This window comes from Kineobactrum sediminis (assembly GCF_002868715.1).
Classification (GTDB): domain Bacteria; phylum Pseudomonadota; class Gammaproteobacteria; order Pseudomonadales; family Halieaceae; genus Kineobactrum; species Kineobactrum sediminis.
The window spans coordinates 328,525-355,428 of sequence record NZ_PKLZ01000002.1; the positions used below are offsets into that span (position 1 = coordinate 328,525).

Here is a 26,904-nt window from a genome sequence, read left to right on the forward strand (position 1 = left end):
AGCCGCGACAGGGCAGGCGCGGATAATCTGGATGGGCATCTTGTGGTCCGGTCTTCTCGGGCATAATGGTATCTCGGTTCAAAAACGTAGGTGTCACTCTGGACGCGGTACTGATAGCGTTTCATTATTATGACATCCGCAGTGACCTATGGCACTCGCCAAAATCATGCGACAACTCCAGGAGGAACGATACATGGCAGCAGGCAGTGAATCACCCTGGTTGGTGGAAGACGATATTGGCGCGGTCCGCTGGCTTACCCTGAGCCGGCCCGGGCAGCGTAACGCCCTGTCCAGCCACATGATCGCAGCCCTGCAACAGGGGCTTGATGCTGCCACAGCCGATCCCGCTGTGCGCTGTATCGTGCTGGCCGGCTCCGGATCGGTTTTCTCTGCAGGCCACGACCTGCATGAAATGAAGGCACAACCGGATGAGACCGACATTGCGGCGAAACAGCGAATGGGGGATATTCTCAAGGCCTGTTCGGCAATGATGCTGTCAATCAATGCCTGTCCCAAGGCCGTTATTGCGTGTGTGCCGGGTATAGCCACCGCGGCCGGATGCCAGTTGGTGGCGGCCTGCGACCTGGCGGTGGCCAGCACGGAGGCCCGGTTCTGCCTGCCGGGGGTGAATATTGGCGCGTTCTGTACCACGCCGCTGGTGGCGGTTGGGCGCACAGTACACCGCAAGCACGCCATGGAAATGGCCCTTACCGGCGATATGTTCAGTGCCGATGAGGCGATGCGCATGGGCCTGGTAAATCGCACAGTGCCTGCGGATACCCTGCATTCGGTCACCGCGCAGCTGGCCGCCGGCATTGCCGGCAAGTCGGCGGAGGGTATCCGGCGCGGCAAACAGGCGTTTTACCAGCAAATCGACATGCCGCTGGAGCAGGCCTACGCCTTCACCTGTGAACCGATGATCGAGACCATGACTACGGAAGAGGCCCACGAGGGAGTGGCGGCCTTTTTTGGCAAGCGCACTCCCGTGTGGCCCGAGTCGCAGGACTAATCGGTAAAGTTAAAGTTGACGACGCTGTCCTGATCGGCCACGACTTCGGTGGGGCTGTCGGGGGTGGTCACGAACTCAATGCCGTCCTCGGCCGACTCGGGTGAATCGTCAGCTGCCTGGCAAGTATAGGCTACCGTATAGTCGCCGGGCGCGAGAAACCCCACTTCATACTCCCAGGCGCCGGAGTCATCGTTGAAGCGAACACTGGCGCTGGTCAGCGGTGCATTGATTGAGCCTTCCTCACCGATCACCGCGTCTGTTCCGGTATAGACATACACGGCACGACCGGCACCGGTGTTGCTGTCGCCCGTACAATTGTCCGCGGCAATCAGGTTGGCATCGACGCTGCCGGTGATGTTGCCGCTCTCACTGAGATCGACCAGGCGCAGGGACGGCTTCAGGATGTAGTCGGGAAAGCCCTGTGGGTCCACCACGGATTTACGCAGGTCGAAATCGATCATGAAGCTATGCGCACCACCCGCCAGGATGGTGAAGCCCTGGTTCAGCTTCAGGCCCGACTGGCTGCCACTGGGCACAAACAGCGACTCTGTCTGGCCATCATCCAGTTCTATCAAAGAATCCATTTCGCCGCGCCCGGCGTTAACCGCCAGGCGAATCCAGTCGTATTCACCGGCCTCCAGGGTGACCCCGGACAGCAGTTCCGCACTGGCGTCACCCTGAAGGGTCAAGAGATCAATGCAACGGACGGTGGCTTCATCGTCAGTGGAAGCAGGGACTTTACCGTCGAACAGATCCTGGCAACTCTGGCTTTCTCCGCTGAGCGGGAAGTCGAGCGCGCTGCCGTCGGCAGGTTTTACTGATACCCCGGTGAACTCCACCAGCACCTTGCTGGCACTGTCGACCGCGGCGTCAGTGATATCGAGGTTGAAAGTACCTGTGGTTGATGCCTCTTCGCCACCACCGCCGCCGCCACTGCAGGCGACCAGGGCGAATGGGCAGAGGGTAAGTGTTGCAGCGCGCAGGAGAGACTTGTTCATACTACTTTTCCCTTGAATCCAGTTGGTAACATTCGGCAATATTCTAATACTGCAAGCCTAAAGTAGCATCGTCACCGGAAACAGGAAAAAGTCGCTAAAAGTCGAGAAACCCGGCCGGCCTCCAGAGTGGCGGTAATTCAGACCGGCGGGTAAATAAGGTGGCAGGATCCCCAGTGTCCCTCGCTCAATGCCTGCAAGGTGGGCGCCTTTTGCCGGCACTGGTCCTGCGCTTCCGGGCACCGCGGGTGAAAGGCGCAGCCATGGGGTGGGTTGATGGGCGAGGGCACATCCCCCGACAGCACTTGTCGCGATATCTTGCGGTGGGGATCCGGTACCGGAATCGCCTCGATCAGGCTTTTGGTGTAGGGATGGCGGGCAGCACGGTAAATGGTGTCGCTGTCAGCGGTTTCGATAATTTTGCCCAGGTACATGACCGCCACCCGATCCGATACATGCTTCACGACCGCCAGGTCGTGGGCAATAAACAGGTAGGAAAGACCGAATTCCTGCTGCAGTTCAATCAGCAGGTTGAGGATCTGGCTCTGGATGGAGACATCCAGAGCCGATACCGGTTCATCGCAGATAATCAGTTTCGGGTTGAGGGCGATGGCCCGGGCAATGCCGATTCGTTGTCGCTGGCCGCCGGAGAACTCGAACGGATAGCGACTCGCCGAGCGTGCGGGCAGCCCGACTATATTCAAAAGCTCTGCGACCCTCTGCCTGCGCTCTGCCGGGCTGTGCAGACGCTGCACAATGAAGGGCTCTTCCAGAATGTCGCCCACCGTGTGCCGGGCATTGAGCGACTCCATCGGATCCTGGAACACCATCTGGATATCCTGCCGCAGCGGTCGCAGTTCGCGCGGCTTCAGCCGGGTGATATCCCTGCCATTGAAGACAATACTGCCGGCAGTGGGCTGGTAGAGGCGCGCGATACAGCGGCCCAGGGTGGATTTCCCGCATCCGGATTCGCCGACCAGGCCAAGTGTCTCGCCCGGTTTGATCTGGAGGGAAACCCCGTCCACCGCGCGGTTGAAGATGCGCGACCTCAGCAGCAGGCCTTCCTTCACCGGAAAATGCATTTCGAGGCCGCGAACCTCCAGCAGCGGAGTGGTCATAGTTGCTGCCAGCGGCTACAGGCTACGCTGTGCTGCCCCTCAATTTGCGCCAGGCTGGGCGCTTGCTCACCACAGGCCGGCACCACAAAAGGGCAGCGGTTCTCGAACCGGCAACCGGCCGGCAGGTCGAGTAGCCCCGGGACCATGCCTTCGATCACGCCCAGCCTGGACTTGGGGATGGTGTCCAGTCTGGGGATGGAATCCAGCAGGCCGCGGGTATAGGGATGTGCCGGACGGTCAAAAATGTCAAAGACGGAGCCGCATTCGGCCACCTTGCCGGCATACATGACCACCACCTGGTCACAGGTTTCGGCGATCACCCCCAGGTCATGGGTGATCATCACCACTGCCATGCCCATTTCCGCCTGCAGGTCCTTGATCAACTCCAGGATCTGGGCCTGAATAGTGACATCCAGTGCGGTCGTCGGTTCGTCGGCAATCAGCAGGTCGGGGCGGCAGGACAGCGCCATGGCGATGACCACGCGCTGGCGCATGCCACCGGACAGCTGGTGCGGGTATTCACCCAGGCGTATGTCCGGCGAGGGTATGCCGACCCGGTCGAGCAGGTTGGCCGCTGCCCGCAAAACGTCCCGGGGACCACACGCCTTGTGCAGCAACATACCCTCGGTAAGCTGGCGGCCGATGGTGTGTACGGGATTAAGGGCCGTCATGGGTTCCTGGAAGACCATACCGATTTTTCGGCCGCGGATTTGCCCCATCTCGGGTAGTGACAACGTGGTTAGATCATGATCCTGAAAACGGATGCTGCCCCCGGCTATGCGGCCGGCGGGCTGTGGTAACAGGCGCATGATCGACAATGCCGTTACGCTTTTACCGCAGCCCGACTCGCCCACGATACCGACAGTGGCGCCGGCCTCAACGTCGAAGCTGACATCATCCACCGCACGTACCACCCCCTCGTCGGTAGCAAACTCGGTGGCCAGCTGCGCAACCTCCAGCAGAGCCATCAGCCGTTCACTCCGCCCACTGGTTGTGCACGGTAATGGCGGGGTCGAATGTTTGTCCGGACCGCCTGGCCGCAAGGGTCTCTTCCTTTAAATCCGTGTCTATCCAGTGCACGTAAAGCTCCCCGGCGCTGCCGGCATGTTTGTAGGAGAAGCCTTCGGGATAGCGTATCCACCGCCAGTGACCAACCCGGAAATAACCCTGGTAGAAGCCCGGGATAAAGGAGGCGTGGTCATGGTGCAGCTCAATCATCCGGTGGGACAGGGCGACCATCTCCGCGCGATCATTTGACCGGCGATAGCGTTCAATCAGCTCATCCATCTCAAACAGGGCAAGGGCTTCAATGTTATTGGTCTGGGTTTTCAGCTGGCGCTCGGGATTGATGCTGCCGTCCTCAAGGAAAGCATCATCGTAGGCATTGACGGAGTGATAGTGCTCCCAGAACCGCGGGTACATTTCCAGTGGGACACCAAAGGCACTGAAGTGAATGTCATGCTGCTTTTCCTGTACTTTTTTCCAGCCAACCGTGCCATCCAGGATTTCCAGGCGTAAATCCAGCCCCGCCTTGGCCGCCTCCTGGCGGAGGATGGTGAGGACGTCGCGCAGGCTTTCATAGCCGGTGGAAAGGGTAAAAGCGAGTCTCTGGCCATCGGCATTGGCCAGGATGCCATCCGCGCCACGCTGGTTAAAGCCGGCCGCTGCAAAATACTGTTGGGCTTTATCGATATCGAAGGCGCGGGCGCGCAGGGTGGGATGGGAAAAATCGCCAAAGCCGTCGCTGGCGGTATTCAGGCGGTCGTTGTCGCCGCGGAAGAATTTTTCGATCACCAGATCCCAGTGGGTGGCATGGGCAACACCCTTGCGGATGTCCGGGTTATCCAGCAGGGGCTGCGCGGTATTAACCCAGAGACCAAAGTTTGGCCGCGGGCGCTGATTGAAAAACACGCTCTTGTGGATATAGCCTGCCTGCACATCCGGGTCCGAGTCCGGCAGCTTTTCATACCAGTACTCGGCCAGGTTGAGCCCGAACTGGTCGATGTCACCGCGCTTGAAAGCCTCGAACATCTTGGCGCTGTCGCGAATGATGTTCAGCTGGATGCGATCGGGGTTGAATCGGTAGCGCCAGTGTTTCTTGTCTTTGGCCCACCAGTTGTCATTGCGGGTCAGGGCGATGGAGCGCCCCTTGCGAATATCGTCCTCGCGCACTATATAGGCTCCCGGAGTTGGCTCGAACTGCCACTGGTAGCGCTCGGTAAAGTTTTCACCCATGGCCTTGTAATGATGCTGTGGCACCGGTCGCAGATTCGTTGCTTTTTCGGCGAAATCCGGCTTCAACTCTGCCGTGGTGATGGAAATGAGATGATCATCATAACGGGTGATGTTGCTATAGGTGGTGCTGTAGAAATTGTTATACCAGGGCGCCATGATGTAGGGCGAGCGGTAAAACCAGAACATGAACAGGTAGTCGTCGGCGGTAATGGCTGCGCCGTCGGAAAAGGTAGCTTGCGGGTCAAGCTTGATATAAACGGTACGGTTTTCGGGATCCAGGGCCCAGGCCTCGGCCAGCCCGGGATAGAGTTCGCGGGTTCCGGGGTGCAGGTGGGTCAGGGACATGCCCACTTCATCCAGCAAAAAAGTGCGAAAACCACCATTGGAATCCGGGCCCACCGTGCGCAGGGTACGGGGGAAGTCCTGCAGGGCCCCATACTGCGTACCGCCTTTCCTGGCTTCTGGCGAGCCGATTTCCGGCAACCCCTCGCCCGCTTCCCAGTTCAGGTCCACGGGTACATCGGCGAGTGTCTTGAAGCCAAAAAACTCCGGGTTGGCGGCGTAGAAGGCCTCAACCTCGGCGCTGACATCTGCCTCGGCCCCGGTTGTTACCGCCGCGTTATCATCTGGTTTGCCGCAGCCCGAGAGCAGCAACGTCAGGCCGATAAAACACAGGTTGGGCAGTATTCTGGACATCACAGTAGTCACCTCTCGTGGTTCAGCCTAACGATATACGGCATGGGTTTTGGGGTCGAACGATTCCCGGATTGCCTCGCCAATAAAGGTCACGAGGGTTAACAATATCACCAGCGTGCCAAAGGCGGCGATAACAATCCAGGGCGCGGTGCGCAGGTTCGCTGTCCCCTGTTTCAATAGTTCGCCCAGGCTTGGGGTCGGCGCCGGCAGGCCGAAGCCGAGGAAATCCAGCGCGGTAACGGCTGAAATCGCAGCGACAATGGTAAAGGGCATGAACGTGATCAAAGTCGACAATACATTGGGCATGATGTGACGGAATATGATGCGTGCGTTGGAGGCGCCAATGATCCGTGCCGAGGCGATATAGTCGCGCGACTTCTCCTTGTAGGTCTCGGTACGCATGTAATATGTCATTCCCGTCCACGAAAACAGTACCATCACCAGCAACAGGATACTGATGCGGGTGATCACCGCGATGTTGGATGGAATCACCGAAAAGATAATGATCACCATGTACAGGAATGGCACGTTTGACCAGATTTCTATCAACCGCTGGAAGACGAGGTCAAAAACACCGCCAAAGTATCCCATGGCGCAGCCGATAGTGATGCCGATCACATACACCGAGGCGGTAAACGCGAAGGCAAATACCAGCGCTATCCGGGTGCCGTAAAACAGGCGCGCCAGGATATCCCGGCTGGTGGTGTCAGTACCCAGATAATGTTGTGTTTCCGCCGTGGGCGGTAGGGGTCGGAAAGTCCCGCCCGGGGCATGATTTTCATAGGGGTTGTAGGGCACCGGGGGTAGCAGTACCCAGTTGTCATTGCCTTCCGCCGCAAACTGTTTCTTTAGCTGTCGGTAATTGGTCTCGTAGGCGTAATCCAGGCCAAAATCAGTGCCGGGGTGAAAATCCGTATAGGTAGGAAAGTACAGGTTGCCCTCGTAGCTCACCACCAGTGCGCGACTGTTGACCAGAAGTTCGCCAAACGCCAGCGTTACCAGTAGCCCCGCCAGTATCAGGAAGCTGTAGTAACCGCGGCGGATGCGGCGGAAACGCTGCAGCTTTTTGGCGGTCTGTGGATTCAGCTGCAGCACCGTTACTGGAACCGTATCCGGGGATCAACCAGGGCGACCAGAATATCCGAGATGATGTTGCCGACCAGTAGCAACAGGCTGGCCAGAAGCACCACGCCCATCACCACCGGGTAATCCCGGTCCAGTATGGCGTTAAGCCCGAGCAGCCCGAAGCCGTCGATATCGAAGATGGTTTCGATCAGGAACGAGCCCGATACCAACAGGGTGATGTTCTGCCCGAAGGTGGTGGCAATGGGAATCAGGGAGTTGCGCAGTGCGTGCCGGGTAACCGAATGCCGGAACGACACGCCCTTGGCGATTGCGGTGCGAATATAGTCCGCAGCCAGGTTGTCCATCAGGTGATTCTTGAGCAATAGAGTGACCAGGGCGAAGCTCCCCACCAAATAGCAGATGAGAGGCAGCACCGAGTGATGCAGCAGGTCCTGTGCCTGTTCGATCAGGCTCAATTCATGGAAGTTGTAGCTGACAAAGCCGCCCATCGGAAACCATTCCAGGCGTACCGAAAAAAACAGGATCAGCAGAGAACCCAGGGCATAGCCGGGGATGGCGTAGCCCACAAAAATGAAGATTGAGGTTATATTGTCGACAGGGGTACGATGACGTACGGCCTTGAGTATCCCCAGGGGGATACAGACGGCATAGGTGAGTACCAGTGTTACCAACCCGTAATAGAGCGATATGGGAAAGCGCTCCTTGATCACACTCCAGACGGGCTCGTTATAGCGGTAGGAGGATCCCAGGTCTCCACTGAGCACCTTGCCCAGCCAGCTGAAATAGCTCTGCAAAAGGGGCTTGTCGAAGCCATAATATTCGCGGAGCTTGTCCAGCTGGGCTTCCGAAATGGCCATGCCCTGGCCTGCCACCTGCGAACTGCCGCTGCCCCCCATGGCCATTTGCTGCGATTCCATAATGGCACGTTCAAGTGGCCCTCCGGGCACCAGTCGGGTGATGGCGAACACGATAATGGTCACACCAAGGAGAGTGGGTGGGATCAACAACAATCGTCTGATGAAGTAGTCGCGCATTAAACTGCTGCTTTAGCCCTGTTGGCGTTGCATGCTGTTGTTACAGCCAGCCCCGTTACTGATGGTGCCACAAAGCTTGCCAAGGGCAAAGCATTAGGCAGCGCGGGTTAGAGCGAAACTCATGATGGTAATGGGGACGCCGTTTTTATGGGTTGACCGCAGCTGCTGCCAGCCCATGCCAGCATAAAATGCGGCATGCTCGGCAGTATAGAGATACAGTGTTGTGAATCCGGCGGCAACGCCTTGTTCACAGGCGTGAAGGACCAGTCGTTTGCCCAGTCCCCTGCCGCGCCAGTCCTGGTGTACCCACAGGTTCGCCAGCCACGGGGACCAGTGGGAGTCTGTGTCCAGGTCGTGCTCAAGCAGCGAAACGGATCCCATCACCTGTTTGTCCGCGGTGAGGACCCAGGTGGTGGGGAGCGTATCGGCGCCCGGTGGTCGTGACAGGTCTGCCGCGAAGCTGGCAATCGTATCATCGGGGTAGAGGTATTCCCATTCGCGATAATGGTGGCCTGCCAGCTCGTCGATAGCCTGTGGGTAGCTCGCCAGGTTGAATATCACCGGGACACCGGCGCCACAGCCTTTTAGCATTGTGTTGCTAACCTGTGTTGCTCTGTTGATTCAAGGATACTCCCCATCATGTTGTCCCGTCGCGATACTGTTTGAACGATCAGTTCTTGAGCACTGTGGGCGCTACTGTAATGGACTGGCCCTCGCCGGTCAGCCATGCCTCTGCGCCGGACAGGGTGCATTGCAGTGACATTCCCGGCCGGGCAATGGCCGCCAGCGCCTTGCTGCTGTCTTCGGCAACCTGCCAGATGGCGAGATGCTTGAAGCGGGCGAGAGTCGCGCCGTGCCTGGCCCACCATACCGGTACTGAGCGATCGCCATAGGTATACAGAATGACGCCTCTGGCGCGGGAACAGGCCTTGCGCAGCCGGTCCGGATCGGGGGTGCCGACATCGATCCAGGTTTCAATCTGTCCGGTCAGGTCCTTCTGCCACAAATCCGGTTCGTCTTCGGTACTGATACCGCGACCAAACTCCAGGCTGGTGCTGGCGTTGAGCGCAAAGGCCAGCACCCGCAGCATCATCCGTTCATCGGTTTCGGATGGGTGGCGCGCCAGGGTAAGTGCAAAATCGTGATAGAACTGGCGATCCAGATCCGCGATGTTGATATCGAGCTTGAAGATGGTGGACTTGAGAGCCATATTGGGAGGGTTACCTGTTGACCGGGTCGCGCACTATAGCGAATAGCGCTCTCTAGGGCAGCCTTTGTTCGTCTGCCGGGCGCCGCAATAGCGGTACCAGGGCCGGTGTTTTCGCCTTGTAGCGCTGGTAATCAGGATTCTCACCCCAGCGCTGGTCGGCTTTGCGCTCCAGTAGCGGCACACCACTGACCCGGGTGAGCAGCAGGAAGACAAAAACGGGTGAAATCAGGGTCAGCCATTGCCAGCCGGACAGCGCGGGCACGGCAATAAGCGCAATGCCGCACCAGAGTACGATCTCGCCAAAGTAGTTGGGATGGCGCGATCGGGCCCAGAGGCCTGTGTTGATGAATTGTTCGCTACCCTGTGCCTGCCTGAAAATCCGCTTCTGCCGGTCCGCCAGGACTTCAATCAGGAATCCGGCGCCCCACAGTGCAGTACCCATCAGGCCCAGCGCACCGAGCGACTGTTCGCTACCGCTGGTGATGGCGGCGAGAGCACAGCTGGCGGTAATCACCACCCAAAGCCCTTGCAGGGTCCAGGTAAACAGGAACCGTGAGGCATCAGGTTTTATTTTGTCGAAGCGCGAATCGCCCTGGTCCTGGTGGATACGGCGAAACAGGAAACTGCCCAGGCGAAGCGCCCACAGACTGATGCAAGCCGCCAGTAACAAGCTGCGGATATCTGTAGCGCCGCCCAGACCGACCGCCAGCCAGACTACTGCCAGATAAGTGGCTGAACCCGTCAGGTCGTAGAACTTCTCTGTCTGGCGCAGGTAAGCGGGCACAAAGGCAAGCCACTGCACGGCGAAGGCCAGCGCTGCACAGAGCGCAAAAACCGGCCAGCCCAGGTAGTGCACTCCGCCGTGACTACCCGCGAGCGCAATACCAACCGCCAGCAGCAGGACAAGGGCGAAGCGTAATAGTGATTGCATTGAATGTCTGGCTCGGGTCATTTTTTGCTCGCTCCTGGTCGTTACTCCACCGAGATTGGTTCAGCTTCTTTATCGGGGCTTTGTTTGCTGACCATAATGCGGTTGCGCCCCGACCGCTTGCCCTCGTACATGGCGTTATCCGCTCCCTGAATGGCCGCGGTAATGTCTTCGCCAATAGCTGAAATACCAAAGGTCATGGTCATCGTCATTTTGCCGCCGGAAGTTAGTATCGGTTTGCGCTCCAGGGCCTGCCTGACCCGTTCAATCACCTTGGCGGCGGTCTCCAGGTCGGTGGCAGGATGCAGGCACAGGAATTCCTCCCCACCCCAGCGAAACACGATGTCACTATTGCGTAGTGTTTTCTGGATACGCTGTGCTACTTCGGTCAGGACCTCGTCGCCAATCTGGTGGCCATAGGTGTCATTGAGCTCTTTGAACTCATCGATGTCAGCCATTGTGAGGCTCATCGGCAGATTGTCGCGCTGGCAGCGAGCCCGCGCGTGGCGACTGATTTCGAGGAACGCCCTGCGGTTGAAAAGGCCGGTCAGGGGGTCTTTTGCCGCCAGTTCACGGATGGTGTCAACAGCGCCCTGCAATTCCCGGTTACGGGAAGAAAGTTCGTGTTGCAGAACACTTCTGGCACGGTAGGCGCGGGTTATCAGTATTACGAATATCAGTGCAGTCAACAAGATTGCCGCGGTGATGCCAAGCAGGAGATTACGACGTTCCAGCTGCTCCTGTGCCAGCAGCGCATTGAGTTGCAGCAAATCAATTTTATCTTCTGCCTGCCTTAACTCGAATCGAGCTTCAAGTTCCTCCGTGAGTTCATCCTGCTCTCTTTGGCGAGCACCTTCACGCAGCGCGAGCAGGCGTTTCAGGTAGTCCGCAGCCTCTGTTGGCTGTTGCAGGCGCAGGTGGGTATCGGCCAGCTTTTCAAGCAGCTCCAGATGTACCGTTGGCACTGTGCGGGATGCGATATCCAGTGCTGCCAGATAGTGTTCAAGGGCGTCGTCCAGTCGCCCGCGGCCACGCTCAAGATCACCCAAAGTCATAAATATTCCAGCCAGAATACGCGGCTGGCCGGTGGTCAGTAAGTAATCCAGAGCTTTTCTGCAATTGCCGGCAGCAGGCTGTGGCTGGCCACTTTCAACCTGCAAATGGCAAATGTTAGCCAGCTGGTATCCGGCCTGAAGGGCCGCACCTCTGGCCTCAGCGAGTGACAGTGCTTCTTCGTGCAGAGTGATACCTGCTTCGGGGCCGTCTATTGCTGCGACAGCCACTGCAAGATTGCCAAGGGCAATAATTTCAAGATCGGCTTCATTGGCCTGTCGTGCAAGTGTGAGTGCCCGATCAAAATAATTGCGAGCCCTCTCTTTGCTGCCCAGAAAGTTGTGCGCCATGCCGATGGCGTTCGTTGTCCATCCCAGGTCGCCAATGGCATCGGTAGGCTCCAGCAGGGCATGGGCTTCGTGGAATAGCGCGAGCGCGTTGGCAGGACTGCCGCTCTCGGCCTCTATCGAGCCGCTTATTCTCAGTATCCTCGCAATGCGAACAGGATCATCGTTGGCTGTCAGCAGTTGCCGGGCGCGGGTGATGTCGATTCTGGCTCGGTCGTATTCGCCCAAATCGCGGTAGAAGGATGCCCGCGCAGCCAGGAGACCGACATTGCCGCGGTCGTCTGTGTCCCCGGTGCTGCCAATGGTGCTGCCAAGTAGTGCGATGGCGCTTTCGGGGTCGGTCTCAGCCAGCCTGCTGGCTTCGTCGATCACCTGCTGCGCACCGTAGATCGTTGCGGCCTGAGTCGCGAGCAGCAGGCCTAACAGGCAGCAGCGCCATTGGCTCGAGCAGTGCTGCAGGAAGCCTCTGCTCATGCCGGGCAAAGCGAACCAGGGGCTGCCTGGAGTGGTGCGGCGATACTGTGTAGTGGCTGCAAAAAATCCATGCGCGGCGACACCGTTCAGTGAGTGGCGGTAATAAACCAGACGGCGCCCGGCAGGCGCATTTCGCCGTCGATGAACCAGGGTGTCATGGCTTGCGTGGCTCCATGGTACACAGCCTGACGCACTGTATCACTTTCATCCTGCAGCAGGCGACTGACCGGGCCCATGTTCAGCATGTCCCGGACTGTTGCATCAAGGTTGCCGTTGTTGCTCCAGCACATGTTGACGGCATGTGGTGCTATCGCAATCTCCTTCAGCCCCGCCTGCTCCAGCACAGTACGGACACGCAGCGGATCGGCAAAGGCAAAGGGGCCGGGTGCATTCGGTGCTGGTGGTTCCGGTGGAGCCACGTGTTCAAGAGCGGCCTGCAGCGGTATCAAGGCCCAGGGGTTATCGGGTAGCCGTTGCCAGCAGCAAAAGGCCAGCTTTGCACCCGGTGCCAGCGCCGTGCGCATATTGCTGAATGCCGCTGCCGGGTCGTCAAAAAACATCACCCCAAACCGGGAAAACAGCAGGTCGAAATTGCGCTCACCAAAACTGTGCGTTGCTGCGTCCGCCTGCAGGAACTCCACCTGGTGGCCAGTCGCCGGATCGGCTGCCGCGCGCTGCCTGGCTACCTCCAGCATCGGCGTGGAGATATCGACGCCCAGCACCGTCGATCCGGGTCCGAGATGTTCGGCCAGCATGAGGGTTTCACTTCCGCCACCACAACCAACGTCCAGCGCCCTGGAGCAGTCCTGGACTTTGGCATGCGCCAGCAGGTCGCGGGCGATGGGCGCAAGCATGGTCGCCATCATGGCGTCCTTTGCTGCCCACTTGCGGCCCGCTTCCCCATTCCAGTATGCGATCTGCTCTTCGTTGCTCATAACGCTTCCCTCGTCGTGTTTGCTGTTGTTACTGGAGATGGACCCGTACCGGTTAATTACTTCCTTACTGGCAACCTTTCAGGGGCCTCTTCCCTGTCTGGACAAGGAACGGGATAATGATGCCCGGTTGATCATACCCCAGGGAGATAATAATGCGTGACCAAACTGGCAGAAAAGGCGATGCATTTCAGGATCAGGTCGTCTGGATTACCGGCGCTTCATCCGGTATTGGCGCCGCACTCGTACATGAATTTATCGACCAGGGCGCCCGTGTTGTGCTGTCGGCACGGCGGGAGAGCGAGCTGAACAACGTCAGCCGGGAGTGTGTCGAAGGCGGTTGTGATGCCGCCAGGTTGCTGGTGTTGCCGCTGGATGTGACCCACTATGATGCCATGCCTGCAGCCGTGCAGCAGGTACTTGATACCTTTGGCGGTATCGATCTGCTGATCAACAATGCCGGCCTGTCCCAGCGTTCGTTATGCCTGGACACGGACATGGATGTTTACCGGCAGTTGCTCGAGGTGGATGTGCTGGGTCAGATAGCACTGACCAAGTCCGTATTGCCCCATATGGTGACCCGTGGCAGCGGCCATCTCGCGGTGACTGCCAGCGTGGCGGGTAAAGTAGGCGCACCGTTGCGCACGGGTTACTGCGCAGCCAAGCACGCGGTCATGGGCTTTTTTGATGCCCTGCGTACCGAAGTGGCACACCAGAACATCAGGGTCACCACGATCATACCGGGCTTCATCCGCACCGATATCGCGCGCAATGCACTTACCGGCACCGGGGCTCCCGCGGGAATGGCCGATGGTGACATTGACGGTGGCATGGACGTGCAGGCCTGCGCTCGCATGATTGTTGATGGGTTCGTGGCGGGCCAGGAGGAAATTGATGTGGGAGTGGGCCCGGAGATGGATTTACTGAAACTCAAGCGCGATAACCCCACGGCCGCTTTTCGGCTGATGGAGGCCATGGCGGCAGACGCCCTGACAAGTCGCGCGGCCGAATAGTATCGGTAACAATCACTCTCTACTGCGGCTGTGGCCTGTTGTCGTGGCCGCAGACAGCAGGCTGATTAACTGGTGATTTCGGGCGTCGCCGAGAGTATCTGGTGAATCGCCTGTAACTGCTCTGCCGCCTCGTGCCCGAGCGGCGTTAAAAAACCGCCATCGGCATGATCGACCAGTTTTTTGTCAAACAGGCGTTTTGCGGCGGCGACCACCTCCGGTGCGGCGTTGCTGTGAATTTTCAATCCGACCTGCGCACTGCTCAGGTCGAATTTCAGTAACAGGTCCAGTTCATCAATCATCTCGGGTGTCAGGTTCATCGCTTGGCGTCCTTGTCTTGTCGAGGCCACAGCATAGACGAATATTGCCCGGCAGGCTGCATTTCGTCGCCGTGGCGGTATTGACTACCTGATCTCTTCGCGAGCCACCGGTTCCAGGCGTACGATGGCCGAGGGGTCAGCCCTGCGATCATCAAGCGCAATATAGATGAAGCCGTCGGGCCCCACTCGCACGTCTCTAACACGTCCCAGGCCTTTTACCAGGGTCTCCTCGCGAATGACCGACTGGTCCTCCAGTTCGAGCAGGGCAATCTGCTGCCCTGCCAGTCCGCCCGCGAGCAGGTGTCGGCGCCAGTTGTGGAACGCATTGGCCTCGTAGAGGGCGAGCCCGGAAGTGGCTATGGAGGGCACCCAGATTTTGCGCGGCTGGATCATACCCTCGCGGTGCGTTGCCTCATGGATGGCTTTTCCGGAGCCATAGTTGACCCCGTAACCGATCACGGGCCAGCCGTAATTGCCACCGGGTTCAATGAGGTTCAGTTCATCCCCACCCTGGGGTCCGTGCTCGGTAATCCACAGGTTGCCGGTGCTGGAATCGAACACCATTCCCTGGGGACTGCGATGACCGTAACTCCAGATTTCGGGCAGTGCATTTTCGCGGTCGACAAATGGGTTGTCGGCGGGGACACTGCCGTCTTCGCGCAAGCGCACGACGACTCCGTGGTGATCGGCAAGAGATTGTGCCGGGTGGTCCTCAAGATCCCCGGAGGGCGGCACCTGGCGGTCACCCACGGTGATAAATACATGGCCGTTGTCGTCGAATGCGATACGCGAACCATAATGGCCCCGGCCGCGGGTTTTGGCCTCGAAGATCTCCTCAATATTTCGCAGTTGGCCCTGTTCATAGCGGCCACGGATCACGGCGGTGGTTGACTCATCGTTCGCCAGTGGCTTGGAGTAACTGAGGTAGAGCAACCGGTTAAGGGCGAAAGCAGGATGTGGAACAACATCAAGCAAGCCGCCCTGGCCACGATAGAATACTTCGGGCACGCCTTCAACGGGGTCTTCGAGCAGCTCACCATTGCGAATCACCCGCAATCGTCCGGGCTGTTCGGTAACCAGCATTTCACCGTCGGGAAGGAAGGCCATCGACCAGGGGCGGATCAGTCCTTCGGCCACGGTGACAACGCGGTAATCGTGGTAAGCCGAGTAGCGTGTATCATCTGCGCTGGCGGTGAGCGCACAGCACAGGGTGAGGGCAGCGAGTAAGGCTTTTCGGGCAACGGTGGCAGTTAGCATGTGGACTCCTTGAAGAGACAAGAAAGCACATTATAGCCCTACTGAAGGCCGCAGGCCCAAACTGCGGGAGTTGCTCCTGCGGCGCTTCGCCGGTCAGAACACTACGGTCACTTCGTTGGAGCAATCGCTTTCGCTATTGCACGCCTGGTAACGATAGCTGCCGCTCCCTTTGCCAAGCGTTTCGCTCCAGGCCGTACCTTCGACGTCTGCCACGAAGATACCGTCGCGATAAAGCCAAGCACTGGTCACACCCTGCCATGACAAGTCCACAGTCTGAACGCCCTTTTCCTTGTAGGCATTGGCTTGCAGGCTTATTTCTGTCGCGCTTGATGTGGTGGCGGAATCGACATTCGATGGTTCACTGCTGCCCGCTGTGTTGAAGGCAGTTACCCGGTAGCTGTAGGTGGTTGCCGCACTAAGTCCACTGTCGATAAAGCTGGTAGAGTCGGTGCCGACACTGGCAACCAGCATCCAGCTGTTGCCCCCATCAACTGAACGCTCAACCCGGAACCCTGCTTCATCTGTCGCATTATCCTGCCAGGACAAATTGATAGCGGTTGCCGACACGGTACCGGCTACCAAGTGGGTGGCCGCGGCCGGCACGCTGGCAGTGTCAGTACTGTCAGTGCGTACCACCAATTGGTCGATATAGACCGTGTCGAGCTGGTTGTTGCCGCTGTTACGGTCGCTGTCGCGCACGATAAGACGGAACTGGCCACCCGCCGCAGGCAGTATTGCGGAGAAGCTGGAGGCGGCAGTGCCCAGCTGAATTGGCAGTGTGGTTTCGGCACCGTCGTTCAGGGTATAGCTGAACGCCATGGTGTCGCCGTCAACGGACGCGCTGCGCCGGCCTGTAATCAATAAGGTTCGCACCTCGCCCGCGACCAGGTCAAACAGCCAGCTGTGTTCCAGATAACTGTAACGGCTGCTTTTCCTGCCGCCTGACTCCATTTCGATGATGGCTTGCTCGTTGCCGTCCTGTGCGCGGGTATCCAGATAGGATCCCGAAACTGTGCCGGCACTGGTTATCTCACCGGTAGCGAACTGGTCAACAGAGAGTGGCGCGTCGATAACGATATCCAGCTGTGCCACGTCGCTGGCGCCGAAATCGTCGGTAACGGTCAGGCTGGCGGTGAAGTTGCCCCCCATGGTGTAGGTGTGTTCGGGGTTGGCGGTGGTGGTACTGGCGCCATCGCCAAAGGTCCATTGATAGTGGGTAATGCTGCCGGCAGTGTCCTGGTCATAGGAGTTGCCACCGGTGAATTGTATGCTCACGGGCGCAGTGCCACTGAGCTTGTCGGCCTGGGCGACCGCGATGGGCGCCTGATTGTCGACCACGATGTCCAGGCTGTCGCTCGCGGTCAATCCGTCCGCACTGCTCACGGTGAGGGTGGCGGTGTAGTTGCCTGGCGCTGCATAGGTGTGGTTGCTGAGTTCACCACTGGCGCTGGCGCCGTCGCCAAAATCCCATGCCCAGCTGATGGCGTCCACTGAGCTGCCGCCGTCAAAGGCAACGTAAAGGGGTGCGATACCGGCGCTGTAGCCAGGCGCTGTCGCAACGGCCTGTGGTGCCAGCAGATCATTTGGCGCGGCGACGGTGCCGTTGATGACATAGCGGCCCAGGCTGCCGTAATCGCTGTAACCATCCCCCTGGGGATTGCCTTCACCAATGCCTTCCACCCGCAGGAAAAATTCACCTGCCGGCAGCGTTATGTTGATGCTGGCACCGAGTGCGCCGATGGGGTTACTGCTGGCCACCAGGTTGGCATTGCTGTCAAAAAGGGTGGCGCTGATATCGAGGTTCGGGCTGAAGGGCGCGGGTGCTGCCACAATGCTGAAATCACCGGCACCGGCGAGGATCCGGAACATGTCCAGATCCCGACCTGTGTGAATCAGGCCAGCACTGGTGATACCGTCAACGGCACCGTCGGAGATCACCAGGACGTCCGACGCGGTTGCAATACCGTCACCGTGATCATCGCTGACCAGGGGGGCACCATTGGCGACAATTCGCCCCAGGTCGTCCTCGGCATTGTCGGCGCCGCTGTACTCACCCTTGCTCCATTGGACCAGTGGCTTGTAATAGCCGACTCCCATGATGGGTGCCCAGCCAGTGTCGCCCGTGCCGTGTCCCGTATAATAGGCGTCGCCACCGCTAACCCCATCGTGGCTCAGGCCAAGATTGTGACCGGCCTCGTGAGAGACTGCCTCACCGGCACCGGAGACTCCCGTATTGAAGACAAAGGCAGGCAGGTAGTAATCGCTATCAAGGGAAAATACCCCCACATAAGCAAAGCCGCCGCAGCCACAGTTGGCAAAATTGTCGCTGGTAATGACCACCCGTGTGCCAAAGTAGGGGTCGCTGTTGTCTGTGCGGGTGATGGCATTTTGCCCGGGGTCACTGGTGGTGACATTGACGTCAAACGGTGCGTAATCCTCTGCTACTTTGCGCCAGATATTCTGTATGTCAGCCAGTTCCTGGTCGGAAAAAGCCGGGTCGGCATCCAGGCTGTAGGCTGGGGAGACAATGGGATCGGTTTTGAAGTTCTGGTTCCAGGCGGTGCCGGAGGTGCTGTGGCCGGTGAAATCCAGGTAGATTACCCGCGGCGCGTCCGGCTTGCTCTGTAGCGCAAAAGTATCCGCCAGCGGGAAAGGCGCGCTTTGCATTACATCTGTGGCGCCGCTATCGGTTGGCTCCGGCGGTTTTGGGTCGATAAAGTAGGCCCGGCCGCGGGTGTCGATCCAAAGCGTTTTGTCCGCGCGCAGCATGCGCGCGAATTCGGACGTTGTATAGCCATGGCAGGCTGCCACTGCGGGTAACGTGGCACCGAGCGCCGCAACGGCCGCGTTGCCGTTGGCGGCCGCGGGCAAGCTGACCCGCGGACAGTCCGGTAATGGCTGGGGCAGCTGCTGCGCATGGCTGGTGGCGGCCATGATGCAGCCCAGGAGCGGAAGTGCCGAGTGCTGCAACAGGCAGGAAAAGAGGCTTTTCGTGTTCATGTGTTCTTCTCGTAGGTGCGTGACAGCGATCATCGCGCCCCGGGATGGGCCCACAAACGCCTGGTTCAAGTGAAGCTATGACGCAGCGTATTGCGCTGCAAGTTTTTTCCGGACATTTCCCCAATCAGGTCGCCGGCACGGCAGTGCTACAGATCGACCCATTGCTTGGGAATATTGTCTTCCACCAGTTCGTGGATACTGACACTGATGATGTTGTGCTCGGCGCCCACTTCCTCGGCGAAACGGGACTGTTTGCTACTGCGCGCAATCACCATGGCATTGGGGAAATTGCGGCGTAGCCACAGGGCGGTGCGCAGATTATCCTCCTCATGACCGGTACCGAGTACGAATATGAGATTGTAGGCGTCCTGCGGAATGTGAATATCTTCCCGCAGGCGCTGCCACACGGCCGGGTGGGAAATATCGCCCTCATAGACCTGGCGCCGGTAATCATCGGAAAAAGTCATCTGTTCCTCCGCGACCAGCACCCTCCGGACCGCGTCTTTTTCAATGATGGCTACAGTATCCAGCTCGCCCTGGGCATGCCGCTGGAGCTCTTCCAGCAAGGTCTGGCCAAAGCGCCCGAAACCGGCCAGTACGACGATGTCCTTGCCCTTCGATTTCTCGAAACGGTGCAGCATATGCCCATGCACCAGGCCATAGGAGGCAAGATTATAGGAATTGAAGGTCTCGCAACTCTGGGCCACGCGGGTGGCCTGCATTGAGCGCATGAAACGCAGGTTCGCGCAGTGCATCACAATCCGTGGGCCTATACCCGGTACCAGGTTGAGGATGGTGCTCACCGCTTCATAGCTGCGCAGGCTATTGTCCGACAGCAGCATTATCCGCTGCGCCCGCTTGACCCGCAGCTGGCGCAGGAAAAACTCGTGAGTCACATCACCGACCACGACCATGGCGTCATATTCTTCTCTCAGTTCGTCGATAACAGTGGGAAGAGGAGGTGCCCTGGAGACGACTACGACAGGTACCCGGGGGTTGTGGCTGCGGAGTACCCGCAAGTAACTCAGGGTCAGCTCACCGGCGCCGATCACAACAACGTGATCGCGCAGCTTGCGCAGCTGGAATTGCTGCGGCGAAAGTGACTTGAGCAGCGCCTCAATCAGCGTCCAGGCGGCCAGTACCGGCGAGCCAAAGTAGGCCAGCCACAACAGTAGCCTGCCGTATAGCGGGCCTGCCACCGGCGTACCCAGCTCAACTCCACCGATCACGAACAGGCTCAGGCTGTAGTAGGCCTGCGAGAGCAGGTCCGCAGTGCCCACATCGGGTCGTTCGCTGACAATAACGCCGGAGGCAAAGCCCGCAAGACCGCAGGAAAAGAAAAATACAGCTCCCAGTAAACGCCATGAAAATGCGGCATTGCCGGAGGACGGGCTGGGCATAAAAGCAAATCTCATGGTGGCCTTTTTGCCTCCATCATACGGAACCCCGGTCCGGGTTGTCACTGACACCAGATGAAATCGGGTTTTCCCGGTTCTCGCACGATCAACCGACAACAGTTCTTGCCTCGACAGCCCGCTAGTGCAACCATTCCCATTCATGAACAGGAGGATTCCCGATTAATGAAGGCGCGCATAGGTATACTGTTTTTTATCCTCTCAGCCAGTTCTTCGCTGGCTGCGGGGAACGAATTCCCCCAGTGCCTGGCAGGCCTGCAGGAGCAGGCGCGAGAGGCCCGGGTGGCACCGTGGATTGTGGATGAGGTGGTGCCGGCCCTCGAGCCCCAGGCCCGGGTGCTGGAACTGGACCGGAAACAGCCGGAGTTTGTCCAGACCTTCGCCGGCTACCTGAATGCCCGTGTTACCCAGGCCCGGGTTGATAAAGGGCGCGCGCTTTACCAGCGACACAGAGAGTTTCTGGATCAGCTGCAACGGCAATATGGCATACCGGGACAATACCTGGTCGCTTTCTGGGGACTCGAAACCAACTTTGGCAGTTACCTGGGCACCATGCCGACGCTGGACTCACTGGCCACGCTGGCGTGTGATCCCAGGCGCAGTGCTTTCTTCACCACTGAATTCATCGCCGCACTGCAACTGATGGAACGCGAGAATCTGCAGCCTGAACAGCTGCGTGGATCCTGGGCAGGCGCAGTTGGCCATACCCAGTTCATGCCGTCTTCCTATCTCAGGTACGCAGTTGATGGCGATGGCGATGGCAAGGTGAACCTCTGGCAGAGCGAGCGCGATGCGATCGCGTCCGGTGCCAACTTCCTGGAACAATTGGGCTGGACCACCGGCTTGCGCTGGGGCCGTGAGGTCACCCTGCCTGCGGAGTTCCGTTTTGATACGGTGGGCGCGGGCAAGGAGCGGCCCCTGGTGGAGTGGGCCCGGCTGGGTGTGCGTCGCAGTGATGGCAGTCCGCTGCCCACAGCGCCTGTAGAGGCGAGCCTGCTGTTGCCGGCCGGGGCGGCGGGGCCTGCTTTTCTGGTCTATGCCAATTTCGAGGTGATTATGCGCTGGAACCGCTCGGAATCCTATGGTCTCGCGGTGGGCTACCTGGCGGACAGGATAGCCGGTGGTGGAACCCTGAAACGACCGCCACCGACCGACCAGCAACCGCTGTCGCGAGAGAAGGTGAAGGTTGTTCAGCGGCAGCTTAATGAGCTGGGTTTTCCGGCGGGTCCCGAGGATGGTATTTTCGGCTCCGGAACCCGGTCCGCGCTTAGCGCTTTCCAGCTGGCCAGGGGGCTGGTGGCAGACGGTTATCCCGATAATGACAGTTTGCAGCGGCTGGGTGTCTCGCCCTAGTCGCTTGCAAGAGAGGAGGAGCTCATACACAGTAATTAAACCATAGGGTATATGGCGGCCGTAATTGCCAAGAAGTCCCCGCCGAGAGTACACTAGTTGTGTACACGTAAAGGGTGAGGTGACCACCATGCAAACGATCAATGTTCGGGAAACTCGGGAAAGGTTGTCAAATCTTCTGGACGCTGTGGCCGCAGGAGAAGAGGTACTGATTCTGCGCTACGGCAAACCTGCCGCGCGTCTGACCGCAGCCCTGCCCGAAAAGATCCAGTTTCCAAACCGTTCAGAACTCAGGGCGTCTCTGCCACCCGCCCGGGAAAGCGCTGCCCAAGCGGTGCGGGAACTTAGGGATGAAGAGCGCTATTGATGTTGTACTTCGATACAAGCGCCGTTCTTCCCTACTACCGACAAGAGCACGCTAGCGATAGTGTTCAGGTTTTGCTTGATTCCCAGACCAAGCCTGTTCTTATCAGTCATCTTACTGAAGTTGAGGTGGCAAGCGCACTGGCCCGATGGGTTCGGATGGGAGAGCTCAGCGAACCCCAGGCGAACCGAATCGAAAGCGCGTTCCATGATGATGTTAGTCATGGCCGTTTCAGCCTGTGCTCGATTCAAACGACCCACTATCAACGCGCCAGCCACTGGATTGGGACAAGGAAGACAAGCTTGAGGACGTTGGACGCACTTCACCTGGCATGCGCAGAATATTACCAGGCGCATTTGATCAGTGAGGACAAGGCGTTAGTGGACGCGGCTGTTTTCTTTGGCATAGACGCCCGCCTTGCCTCAAAGGGCGCCTGAGCACCATGGCTAGCCCCAAACACCTTACTCGAACACTTTTTGAGCACTGGGAAACCGTCGAGGCATTGGTCAGGGCCACCCGAGAAATGCCGGCGTTCTCCGAGGAGCAGGTCCTTGCTGCAATTCGCCAGGCTCAGCCGGCCCTTGACGATATTCAAGTCAACGATGCCCTACGCAGGCTTTTTGCAAGTGGCGTACTGGAGATCCAGAGTCGCTCGGAAAGCTTTGTGGTCAATGCCCATGTGCTTGAGTATGTGCGTGGCCTGACCCATGAACACGAACTGGGACTGTCTTCAGTCATTCAGGCGCGAATCGAAGCGATTCGTGGCGCGACACAGACCCTCACCGCCGGCATCGAAGCCGGAGATACCGGCCAGCAGACTCAGGCCATTAACCGACTATCTACCCTTTTCAGAGATATTGCCCGCCAGCTGGAGCAGGACCGTCACGCGATTGCCGAGCTGGCCGAACAGGCTAAATCAGCGGACACCCGGGCGCCTATCGCAAAACGCTACAAGTCCGTTCTTGACGCCTACGCCCAATATGTCGAACCGATGAACGAGATGATGGACTCCGGTCCTTCCGGCATTTTCTACCATCATCTCGCCGCAGCCGAAGACGCCCTCGACCTCGGCTACAACCACCTGGTCACCAAAGGCGCTCTCTATAGCCACCTCAACCGTCTCAGGCACGTTGGCTATCAGGCCAAGGAACTGAGGCGACTCGGGCGAGTCACGGCTCAGCAATGTGCAGACATTCTGCTGCCTCTTCGAGAAGAAGCGCGCCAGCATAACAATCTCTCCTCGGCCATTAGCCGGCTGTTGGGTCAGGTGCGCAAAAAAGGGCTCAACGGTACGCTTCGCAAAAGGCAGGATCAGGCCTGGCTGCCGGTATGGCGAGTGAATCAGAGCCGCAGCGTGTCGGTGGGTGACGAGGTGAAAACAATCATGGCCGAGGCCAGGCAGTTTGAGCCAGATAAGCAAAACTTTCCGGACGAAGTGGATGCTTTTCCGGTGACCGTTGCTGAATGGATTGACGAAGATCAGCTCCGTCAACGATTGTCAGCTGATCTTCCGGTCAGCAATCTGCTGGAATGGCTGAAGCGCCACTACCTTTCCGTGCCTGACCAGGTTCTTCTGCGGCTTTACCATGACCTGGCACGTGAGGATCAATGGGAGATGGAACTGGAACCGGAACCCACAACATTCGCCCTTTCGCAGGTTTTAGTGCATTACTGGCCCTACCGCCTGACGCAACCGATGAGCGAAACCCGTGAGTAATACCAGTCAATTCCAGCAAATCGCCAGCAACCTGCCCAACCTGGCCCTGCTTTTCCGCTGGTTCAACCGGGGCCGACACCTCAACCGGACTGCGGAACCGGTGTTATGGGAAGAGCTTGAACGCAACCTCGACGACTATAGGGCCATTTTTACCGCATTGGGTTCTGAACTTCGCCTTGATGGCCGGGGCTTCGCCTGGTTTCATCAGGACGATGGCAGCAGCAATACCAATAAGGCCACCCGGCAGCTGGCCCTGTTGTTCATGGTCATTTTTGATACCCAGGCAGATGCCGGCATTCCTCTGATGAAATTGAGCACTGGCGTATCGATCAGACCTTACTCACCACGGTTTTTGAGCAACATCAGGATTTGTTGGAAGCCGAGGAACTGGATCTGTCCGGCCTGGTGGGCCTGATGAAAACCGCCGAAAACTTCGGCTTCGCCCGTTTCGATTCCGGGGCCTGGCTGTTGTTGCCGGCTGTGTGTCGTTACCTGGATCATTACGAAGAACTGGCCAGCCAGGTGTACCAGGATGAAGATGTTTCCTGGGTTGGCGATCAGGATGCCACCCTTTGAGTTCCGATTACGGTTTTCAGCAGCTGGTGCTTCTCAACAGTGCTGGCTATGAGCGCGCAGAGCTTCCTCTGGATGAGTCCGTTTCTCTCATAGCTCCTAACAACACAGGCAAGACCAGCCTGATCAATGCCCTGCAATATCTGCTGATTATCGACAGACGGCACCTGGACTTCGGTGCCCATGACAAAGACAAGGCCAGGCGCTTCTATTTCCCATCCAACAGCAGTTATATCCTGCTGGAGGTCACTCTACCCGAATCCGGTTCGGTGGTGCTGGGCTGTGTGGGTAAAGGGTTCAGCCATGACTACGACTATTTTACCTATCGGGGCCCTCTGCATATTGAAGAGTACAGACTGGACAATGGCAAACTGGTGACACAGCCCCAGTTGCTGGAGCAGCTTGCTCACCACGGGCGGACGGCTAATTTCCATTCATCGGCTGATTTCGCCGAGATGGTCTACGGTGGTACCCGCAAGCGGGGACAGGCCAGCTCCGAGTTTACCGTGTTCCGGCTGGAAAACCGCAAGGATGCCAATGCCTACCGTCAGGTTCTCACCCGGACCCTGCGCCTGGACAAACTCAGTTCCGGCGAAGTAAAACGCCATCTGCTGCAGATCTTCAACCGCCAGCTGCCGGACTCCGTGGTGGATTTCAAACAGGAATGGGACAAGGCCTTTGCCGAGGTGAACCAGGACCGGGAGCAGTACCGGGCAGCCAAAAACCAGCAAACATTGATTGACGACCTGGAACGGTATCAGGATGAACGACTCGTCATCAGAGGCCGGATCATTGCCCGCCGACCGCTCATCGATGATGGCCTGCAACGCTGGCAACACCACTACCAGACACAAAGTGAAAGCCTCCAGCATCAGCATGGGAGATTGCAAAAACAGGAAGCGGAATTACTGCAGAGGTACGGGGAGCAAACCCGTCGCCAGAGTGAACTCAACCACCAGCTGGAGGTACTGAAGAAGGATGAGCAGCGCTGGGACGAACTGGAGACCCGGTTCGCCCTGATCCATGATCGAAGTGAGCTTGAGCAGCAACTTACCAGCGCTACCGAAGAACGCGACCGTCAGATCACCCTGCTGGCCAATGCTCACGGACAGTCTGCTGCCGCCACTGACGATCAGCTCCGGCGCGAAGAGCAGGAGCTTTTAGCACTGCGCAAGGAACAGGAAACGCTTGCGGACAATCTTTACCTCACGCTCAAACAACACCTCTCCGAAGACCGGCTCGATGTTCTCAACCGGGGACTCAACCGGCAACTGCTTACCCTGGCCCCGAGAGACTATCGGCTGGATTCCGGCCAGCTTCAACAATGGCTGGAGAACATGTCCGCAGACCGGTTTGAACTGCCCGGGCTGAAGCTGTCTGTTGAACACCAGGCACCGCAGCATGAACAGCGATCAGGCGACGAGATTGCCCAACTGATTGATAATTGCCAGGGCCGACTCCGGCACTTGCAGGAGCAGAAGGCAGCCACCCGGGAAATGGACACCCAGAAGAAGCGCAAGGCGGAACTGGAGCAGGAAGTAAAAAACCTGGAAAAAGGTCTGGACCAGTTTGACGATCTGGCTCAACTTCAGAAATTCCGCCCGGATCGATTAAAAGAAATGGCGACAGCAAATCAGGAGCTGGCAGAAATTGATCACGCCCAGAAGCAGGCCAGCGTTCAGCAGCAAACGCTGAGGGATCAGATTCATGAACTGGCTGACCAGAGACAGGCCCTGGACGCCGCTCACCTGGAGATAGATCGCATCCGCCAGAACCGGGGCGACAGCGACGAGCAGTTCAACTGGCTGGCTGACCTGCCCCATACTCCCTGGATAGGTGAACCCGAACTGGCGCTCGCCCAGTTGGCGCAAATGCTGCGGGATTATCAGCGGGACTGCCATCAACTGAAGGACCTGGATCGGGATCTGCACCACCGGCGCATTACGCTGCATAGTGGTGGGCTAACCAAGTTCCAGTATGCCCCTGACGCGGAAAAGGAAATCCGGTTGATGGTGGAGTTTCGTCATCACCTCGCTCGTGAAGCCGAGGCGCTGGAAAAGAAAGCCCGCAGTGCCGTGGTCACAGTGACGGCCAGCCTCAGGGATCTTCGCGGCAACCTGCAGTCATTCGAAAATGCCATGCATGAATTCAACCGGCTGATCAGCCGCAGGAAACTGTCGGATCTCAAGGTATTCCGAATTCAACCGGTTCACGAGAGTCACGTTGTCGAAGCCATCGACCTGCTGATCCAGACGGCAGAGAAAGCGGAGTCTGGTGAATCCTTCGAGCTATTCAATCAGTCCAGCGTACTGGACGACCGACAGCTGGACCACGCCCGCCAGTTACTGATCGACGAAGGCAGCGCTCGCCATGGTCTAAAGGTTGCCGATCTGTTCCGCCTCACCTTCGAGCTGGGCAAAGAGAACCAGGCCACAGAAAGCTTTGATGACATCGACAGCGCAGCCTCCAACGGAACCGTGCTGATGGCCAAGCTGGTCACCGGCCTGGCCATGCTGCACCTGATGCAGGACAAGGCTCACAATGTCCAGGCGTTGTGTTACCTGGACGAAGCCCTGTCCCTGGATGCGGCCAACCAGAGGAGTCTGATCAAAACAGCTTCCGAATTCGGTTTTGCGCTAATGTTCGCTTCGCCTTCCCCGTTGATTACCGCCCATTACTGTGTGCCGATCCAGCAGATGAGCAACGGCATGAACCACATCAGCCGCAAGCACTGGCAGATCCTGCAGCCGCTTGAAGCTGTCGAGCTATGAGCTCCCATCA

24 protein-coding genes are annotated in these 26,904 nt (G+C 58.3%); 9 read left to right on the plus strand and 15 right to left on the minus strand.

The features are described 5' to 3' along the window. Positions 1–193: 193 nt before the first annotated feature. The gene (locus CWI75_RS05065; protein WP_101520396.1) at positions 194–1,009 is read left to right on the plus strand and encodes an enoyl-CoA hydratase; all 816 of its coding nucleotides are present in this window, start codon (positions 194–196) and stop codon (positions 1,007–1,009) included. Here the strand turns inward: CWI75_RS05065 and CWI75_RS05070 are convergent. The 11 genes from CWI75_RS05070 to CWI75_RS05120 all read right to left on the minus strand — a co-directional run bounded on the left by CWI75_RS05070 (position 1,006) and on the right by CWI75_RS05120 (position 13,120). Beyond that, complete coding sequence (locus CWI75_RS05070; protein ID WP_101520397.1) at positions 1,006–2,007, minus strand: DUF4382 domain-containing protein; 1,002 nt, start codon at positions 2,005–2,007, stop codon at positions 1,006–1,008. The two genes, CWI75_RS05065 and CWI75_RS05070, sit on opposite strands and share 4 nt — an antisense overlap. Positions 2,008–2,144: 137 nt before the next feature. Then, positions 2,145–3,122, minus strand: coding sequence for an ABC transporter ATP-binding protein (locus CWI75_RS05075; RefSeq protein WP_101520398.1), 978 nt, complete (start codon positions 3,120–3,122; stop codon positions 2,145–2,147). Further along, the gene (locus CWI75_RS05080) at positions 3,119–4,090 is read right to left on the minus strand and encodes an ABC transporter ATP-binding protein (RefSeq protein ID WP_101520399.1); all 972 of its coding nucleotides are present in this window, start codon (positions 4,088–4,090) and stop codon (positions 3,119–3,121) included. The genes CWI75_RS05075 and CWI75_RS05080 overlap by 4 nt, the downstream gene beginning before the upstream one ends. 7 nt (positions 4,091–4,097) lie before the next feature. Next, positions 4,098–6,053, minus strand: coding sequence for an extracellular solute-binding protein (locus CWI75_RS05085; RefSeq protein WP_101520400.1), 1,956 nt, complete (start codon positions 6,051–6,053; stop codon positions 4,098–4,100). Positions 6,054–6,080: 27 nt separating this feature from the next. Continuing rightward, complete coding sequence (locus CWI75_RS05090; protein ID WP_101520401.1) at positions 6,081–7,148, minus strand: ABC transporter permease; 1,068 nt, start codon at positions 7,146–7,148, stop codon at positions 6,081–6,083. Positions 7,149–7,150: 2 nt separating this feature from the next. Next, on the minus strand, positions 7,151–8,173 hold the full coding sequence (locus CWI75_RS05095; RefSeq protein WP_101520402.1) for an ABC transporter permease: 1,023 nt from the start codon (positions 8,171–8,173) through the stop codon (positions 7,151–7,153). Positions 8,174–8,266: 93 nt separating this feature from the next. After that, positions 8,267–8,764: a GNAT family N-acetyltransferase gene (locus tag CWI75_RS05100; RefSeq protein WP_101520403.1), complete on the minus strand. Its 498-nt coding sequence runs from the start codon at positions 8,762–8,764 to the stop codon at positions 8,267–8,269. Positions 8,765–8,843: 79 nt separating this feature from the next. After that, a complete protein-coding gene (locus CWI75_RS05105) occupies positions 8,844–9,383 on the minus strand; it encodes a YaeQ family protein (protein WP_101520404.1) in 540 nt (179 codons plus the stop codon). 52 nt (positions 9,384–9,435) lie between these two features. Further along, positions 9,436–10,335: a DUF1295 domain-containing protein gene (locus tag CWI75_RS05110; protein WP_206604639.1), complete on the minus strand. Its 900-nt coding sequence runs from the start codon at positions 10,333–10,335 to the stop codon at positions 9,436–9,438. A 20-nt stretch (positions 10,336–10,355) separates the two neighbouring features. Next, complete coding sequence (locus CWI75_RS05115; RefSeq protein ID WP_101520406.1) at positions 10,356–12,185, minus strand: tetratricopeptide repeat-containing diguanylate cyclase; 1,830 nt, start codon at positions 12,183–12,185, stop codon at positions 10,356–10,358. An 86-nt stretch (positions 12,186–12,271) separates the two neighbouring features. Next, positions 12,272–13,120 carry a class I SAM-dependent methyltransferase gene (locus tag CWI75_RS05120; RefSeq protein ID WP_101520407.1) on the minus strand — a complete coding sequence of 283 codons (849 nt, stop codon included), beginning with the start codon at positions 13,118–13,120 and terminating at the stop codon, positions 12,272–12,274. Between the two features lie 152 nt (positions 13,121–13,272). On the opposite strand from CWI75_RS05120, the gene CWI75_RS05125 reads away from it, so the two are divergent. Further along, the gene (locus CWI75_RS05125) at positions 13,273–14,130 is read left to right on the plus strand and encodes an SDR family oxidoreductase (protein ID WP_101520408.1); all 858 of its coding nucleotides are present in this window, start codon (positions 13,273–13,275) and stop codon (positions 14,128–14,130) included. Between the two features lie 65 nt (positions 14,131–14,195). Here CWI75_RS05125 and CWI75_RS05130 read toward each other — a convergent pair whose 3' ends face one another. The 4 genes from CWI75_RS05130 to CWI75_RS05145 all read right to left on the minus strand — a co-directional run bounded on the left by CWI75_RS05130 (position 14,196) and on the right by CWI75_RS05145 (position 20,119). Beyond that, the gene (locus CWI75_RS05130) at positions 14,196–14,447 is read right to left on the minus strand and encodes a TIGR02647 family protein (protein WP_101520409.1); all 252 of its coding nucleotides are present in this window, start codon (positions 14,445–14,447) and stop codon (positions 14,196–14,198) included. An 84-nt stretch (positions 14,448–14,531) separates the two neighbouring features. Then, positions 14,532–15,704 (minus strand): PQQ-dependent sugar dehydrogenase, encoded by a 1,173-nt coding sequence (locus CWI75_RS05135; RefSeq protein WP_101520410.1) that lies wholly within the window; start codon positions 15,702–15,704, stop codon positions 14,532–14,534. Positions 15,705–15,797: 93 nt separating this feature from the next. Beyond that, positions 15,798–18,704, minus strand: a complete 2,907-nt coding sequence (locus CWI75_RS05140) for a PKD domain-containing protein (RefSeq protein WP_162299992.1) — start codon at positions 18,702–18,704, stop codon at positions 15,798–15,800. 146 nt (positions 18,705–18,850) lie between these two features. Further along, the gene (locus tag CWI75_RS05145; protein ID WP_162299993.1) at positions 18,851–20,119 is read right to left on the minus strand and encodes an NAD-binding protein; all 1,269 of its coding nucleotides are present in this window, start codon (positions 20,117–20,119) and stop codon (positions 18,851–18,853) included. 165 nt (positions 20,120–20,284) lie between these two features. On the opposite strand from CWI75_RS05145, the gene CWI75_RS05150 reads away from it, so the two are divergent. The 7 genes from CWI75_RS05150 (at position 20,285) to CWI75_RS05180 (ending at position 26,894) form a co-directional block, all read left to right on the plus strand. Continuing rightward, positions 20,285–21,472, plus strand: coding sequence for a lytic murein transglycosylase (locus CWI75_RS05150; protein WP_101520413.1), 1,188 nt, complete (start codon positions 20,285–20,287; stop codon positions 21,470–21,472). A 127-nt stretch (positions 21,473–21,599) separates the two neighbouring features. Then, complete coding sequence (locus CWI75_RS05155) at positions 21,600–21,836, plus strand: type II toxin-antitoxin system Phd/YefM family antitoxin (protein WP_101520414.1); 237 nt, start codon at positions 21,600–21,602, stop codon at positions 21,834–21,836. Next, on the plus strand, positions 21,836–22,270 hold the full coding sequence (locus CWI75_RS05160) for a type II toxin-antitoxin system VapC family toxin (protein ID WP_101520415.1): 435 nt from the start codon (positions 21,836–21,838) through the stop codon (positions 22,268–22,270). The genes CWI75_RS05155 and CWI75_RS05160 overlap by 1 nt, the downstream gene beginning before the upstream one ends. Positions 22,271–22,275: 5 nt before the next feature. After that, on the plus strand, positions 22,276–23,550 hold the full coding sequence (locus CWI75_RS05165; RefSeq protein ID WP_101520416.1) for a hypothetical protein: 1,275 nt from the start codon (positions 22,276–22,278) through the stop codon (positions 23,548–23,550). Continuing rightward, the gene (locus CWI75_RS05170) at positions 23,543–23,965 is read left to right on the plus strand and encodes a condensin complex protein MksE (RefSeq protein ID WP_101520417.1); all 423 of its coding nucleotides are present in this window, start codon (positions 23,543–23,545) and stop codon (positions 23,963–23,965) included. Before CWI75_RS05165 ends, CWI75_RS05170 begins: the two co-directional genes overlap by 8 nt. Further along, positions 23,965–24,126, plus strand: coding sequence for a hypothetical protein (locus tag CWI75_RS18310; RefSeq protein ID WP_155523006.1), 162 nt, complete (start codon positions 23,965–23,967; stop codon positions 24,124–24,126). Before CWI75_RS05170 ends, CWI75_RS18310 begins: the two co-directional genes overlap by 1 nt. Beyond that, the gene (locus tag CWI75_RS05180) at positions 24,123–26,894 is read left to right on the plus strand and encodes a hypothetical protein (RefSeq protein WP_101520419.1); all 2,772 of its coding nucleotides are present in this window, start codon (positions 24,123–24,125) and stop codon (positions 26,892–26,894) included. The genes CWI75_RS18310 and CWI75_RS05180 overlap by 4 nt, the downstream gene beginning before the upstream one ends. The last annotated feature ends 10 nt before the right edge of the window (positions 26,895–26,904 follow it).

What these genes read in the sequence shown, in the direction of transcription:
- CWI75_RS18310 (WP_155523006.1), top strand. Translation starts at nt 23,965, where the DNA reads ATGAAAACCGCCGAAAACTTCGGCTTCGCCCGTTTCGATTCCGGGGCC.
- CWI75_RS05065 (WP_101520396.1), top strand. Translation starts at nt 194, where the DNA reads ATGGCAGCAGGCAGTGAATCACCCTGGTTGGTGGAAGACGATATTGGC.
- CWI75_RS05160 (WP_101520415.1), top strand. Translation starts at nt 21,836, where the DNA reads ATGTTGTACTTCGATACAAGCGCCGTTCTTCCCTACTACCGACAAGAG.
- CWI75_RS05100 (WP_101520403.1), bottom strand. Translation starts at nt 8,764, where the DNA reads ATGCTAAAAGGCTGTGGCGCCGGTGTCCCGGTGATATTCAACCTGGCG.
- CWI75_RS05105 (WP_101520404.1), bottom strand. Translation starts at nt 9,383, where the DNA reads ATGGCTCTCAAGTCCACCATCTTCAAGCTCGATATCAACATCGCGGAT.
- CWI75_RS05075 (WP_101520398.1), bottom strand. Translation starts at nt 3,122, where the DNA reads ATGACCACTCCGCTGCTGGAGGTTCGCGGCCTCGAAATGCATTTTCCG.
- CWI75_RS05115 (WP_101520406.1), bottom strand. Translation starts at nt 12,185, where the DNA reads ATGAGCAGAGGCTTCCTGCAGCACTGCTCGAGCCAATGGCGCTGCTGC.
- CWI75_RS05095 (WP_101520402.1), bottom strand. Translation starts at nt 8,173, where the DNA reads ATGCGCGACTACTTCATCAGACGATTGTTGTTGATCCCACCCACTCTC.
- CWI75_RS05130 (WP_101520409.1), bottom strand. Translation starts at nt 14,447, where the DNA reads ATGAACCTGACACCCGAGATGATTGATGAACTGGACCTGTTACTGAAA.
- CWI75_RS05140 (WP_162299992.1), bottom strand. Translation starts at nt 18,704, where the DNA reads ATGAACACGAAAAGCCTCTTTTCCTGCCTGTTGCAGCACTCGGCACTT.
- CWI75_RS05070 (WP_101520397.1), bottom strand. Translation starts at nt 2,007, where the DNA reads ATGAACAAGTCTCTCCTGCGCGCTGCAACACTTACCCTCTGCCCATTC.
- CWI75_RS05125 (WP_101520408.1), top strand. Translation starts at nt 13,273, where the DNA reads ATGCGTGACCAAACTGGCAGAAAAGGCGATGCATTTCAGGATCAGGTC.
- CWI75_RS05085 (WP_101520400.1), bottom strand. Translation starts at nt 6,053, where the DNA reads ATGTCCAGAATACTGCCCAACCTGTGTTTTATCGGCCTGACGTTGCTG.
- CWI75_RS05080 (WP_101520399.1), bottom strand. Translation starts at nt 4,090, where the DNA reads ATGGCTCTGCTGGAGGTTGCGCAGCTGGCCACCGAGTTTGCTACCGAC.
- CWI75_RS05120 (WP_101520407.1), bottom strand. Translation starts at nt 13,120, where the DNA reads ATGAGCAACGAAGAGCAGATCGCATACTGGAATGGGGAAGCGGGCCGC.
- CWI75_RS05155 (WP_101520414.1), top strand. Translation starts at nt 21,600, where the DNA reads ATGCAAACGATCAATGTTCGGGAAACTCGGGAAAGGTTGTCAAATCTT.
- CWI75_RS05110 (WP_206604639.1), bottom strand. Translation starts at nt 10,335, where the DNA reads ATGACCCGAGCCAGACATTCAATGCAATCACTATTACGCTTCGCCCTT.
- CWI75_RS05135 (WP_101520410.1), bottom strand. Translation starts at nt 15,704, where the DNA reads ATGCTAACTGCCACCGTTGCCCGAAAAGCCTTACTCGCTGCCCTCACC.
- CWI75_RS05145 (WP_162299993.1), bottom strand. Translation starts at nt 20,119, where the DNA reads ATGAGATTTGCTTTTATGCCCAGCCCGTCCTCCGGCAATGCCGCATTT.
- CWI75_RS05150 (WP_101520413.1), top strand. Translation starts at nt 20,285, where the DNA reads ATGAAGGCGCGCATAGGTATACTGTTTTTTATCCTCTCAGCCAGTTCT.
- CWI75_RS05165 (WP_101520416.1), top strand. Translation starts at nt 22,276, where the DNA reads ATGGCTAGCCCCAAACACCTTACTCGAACACTTTTTGAGCACTGGGAA.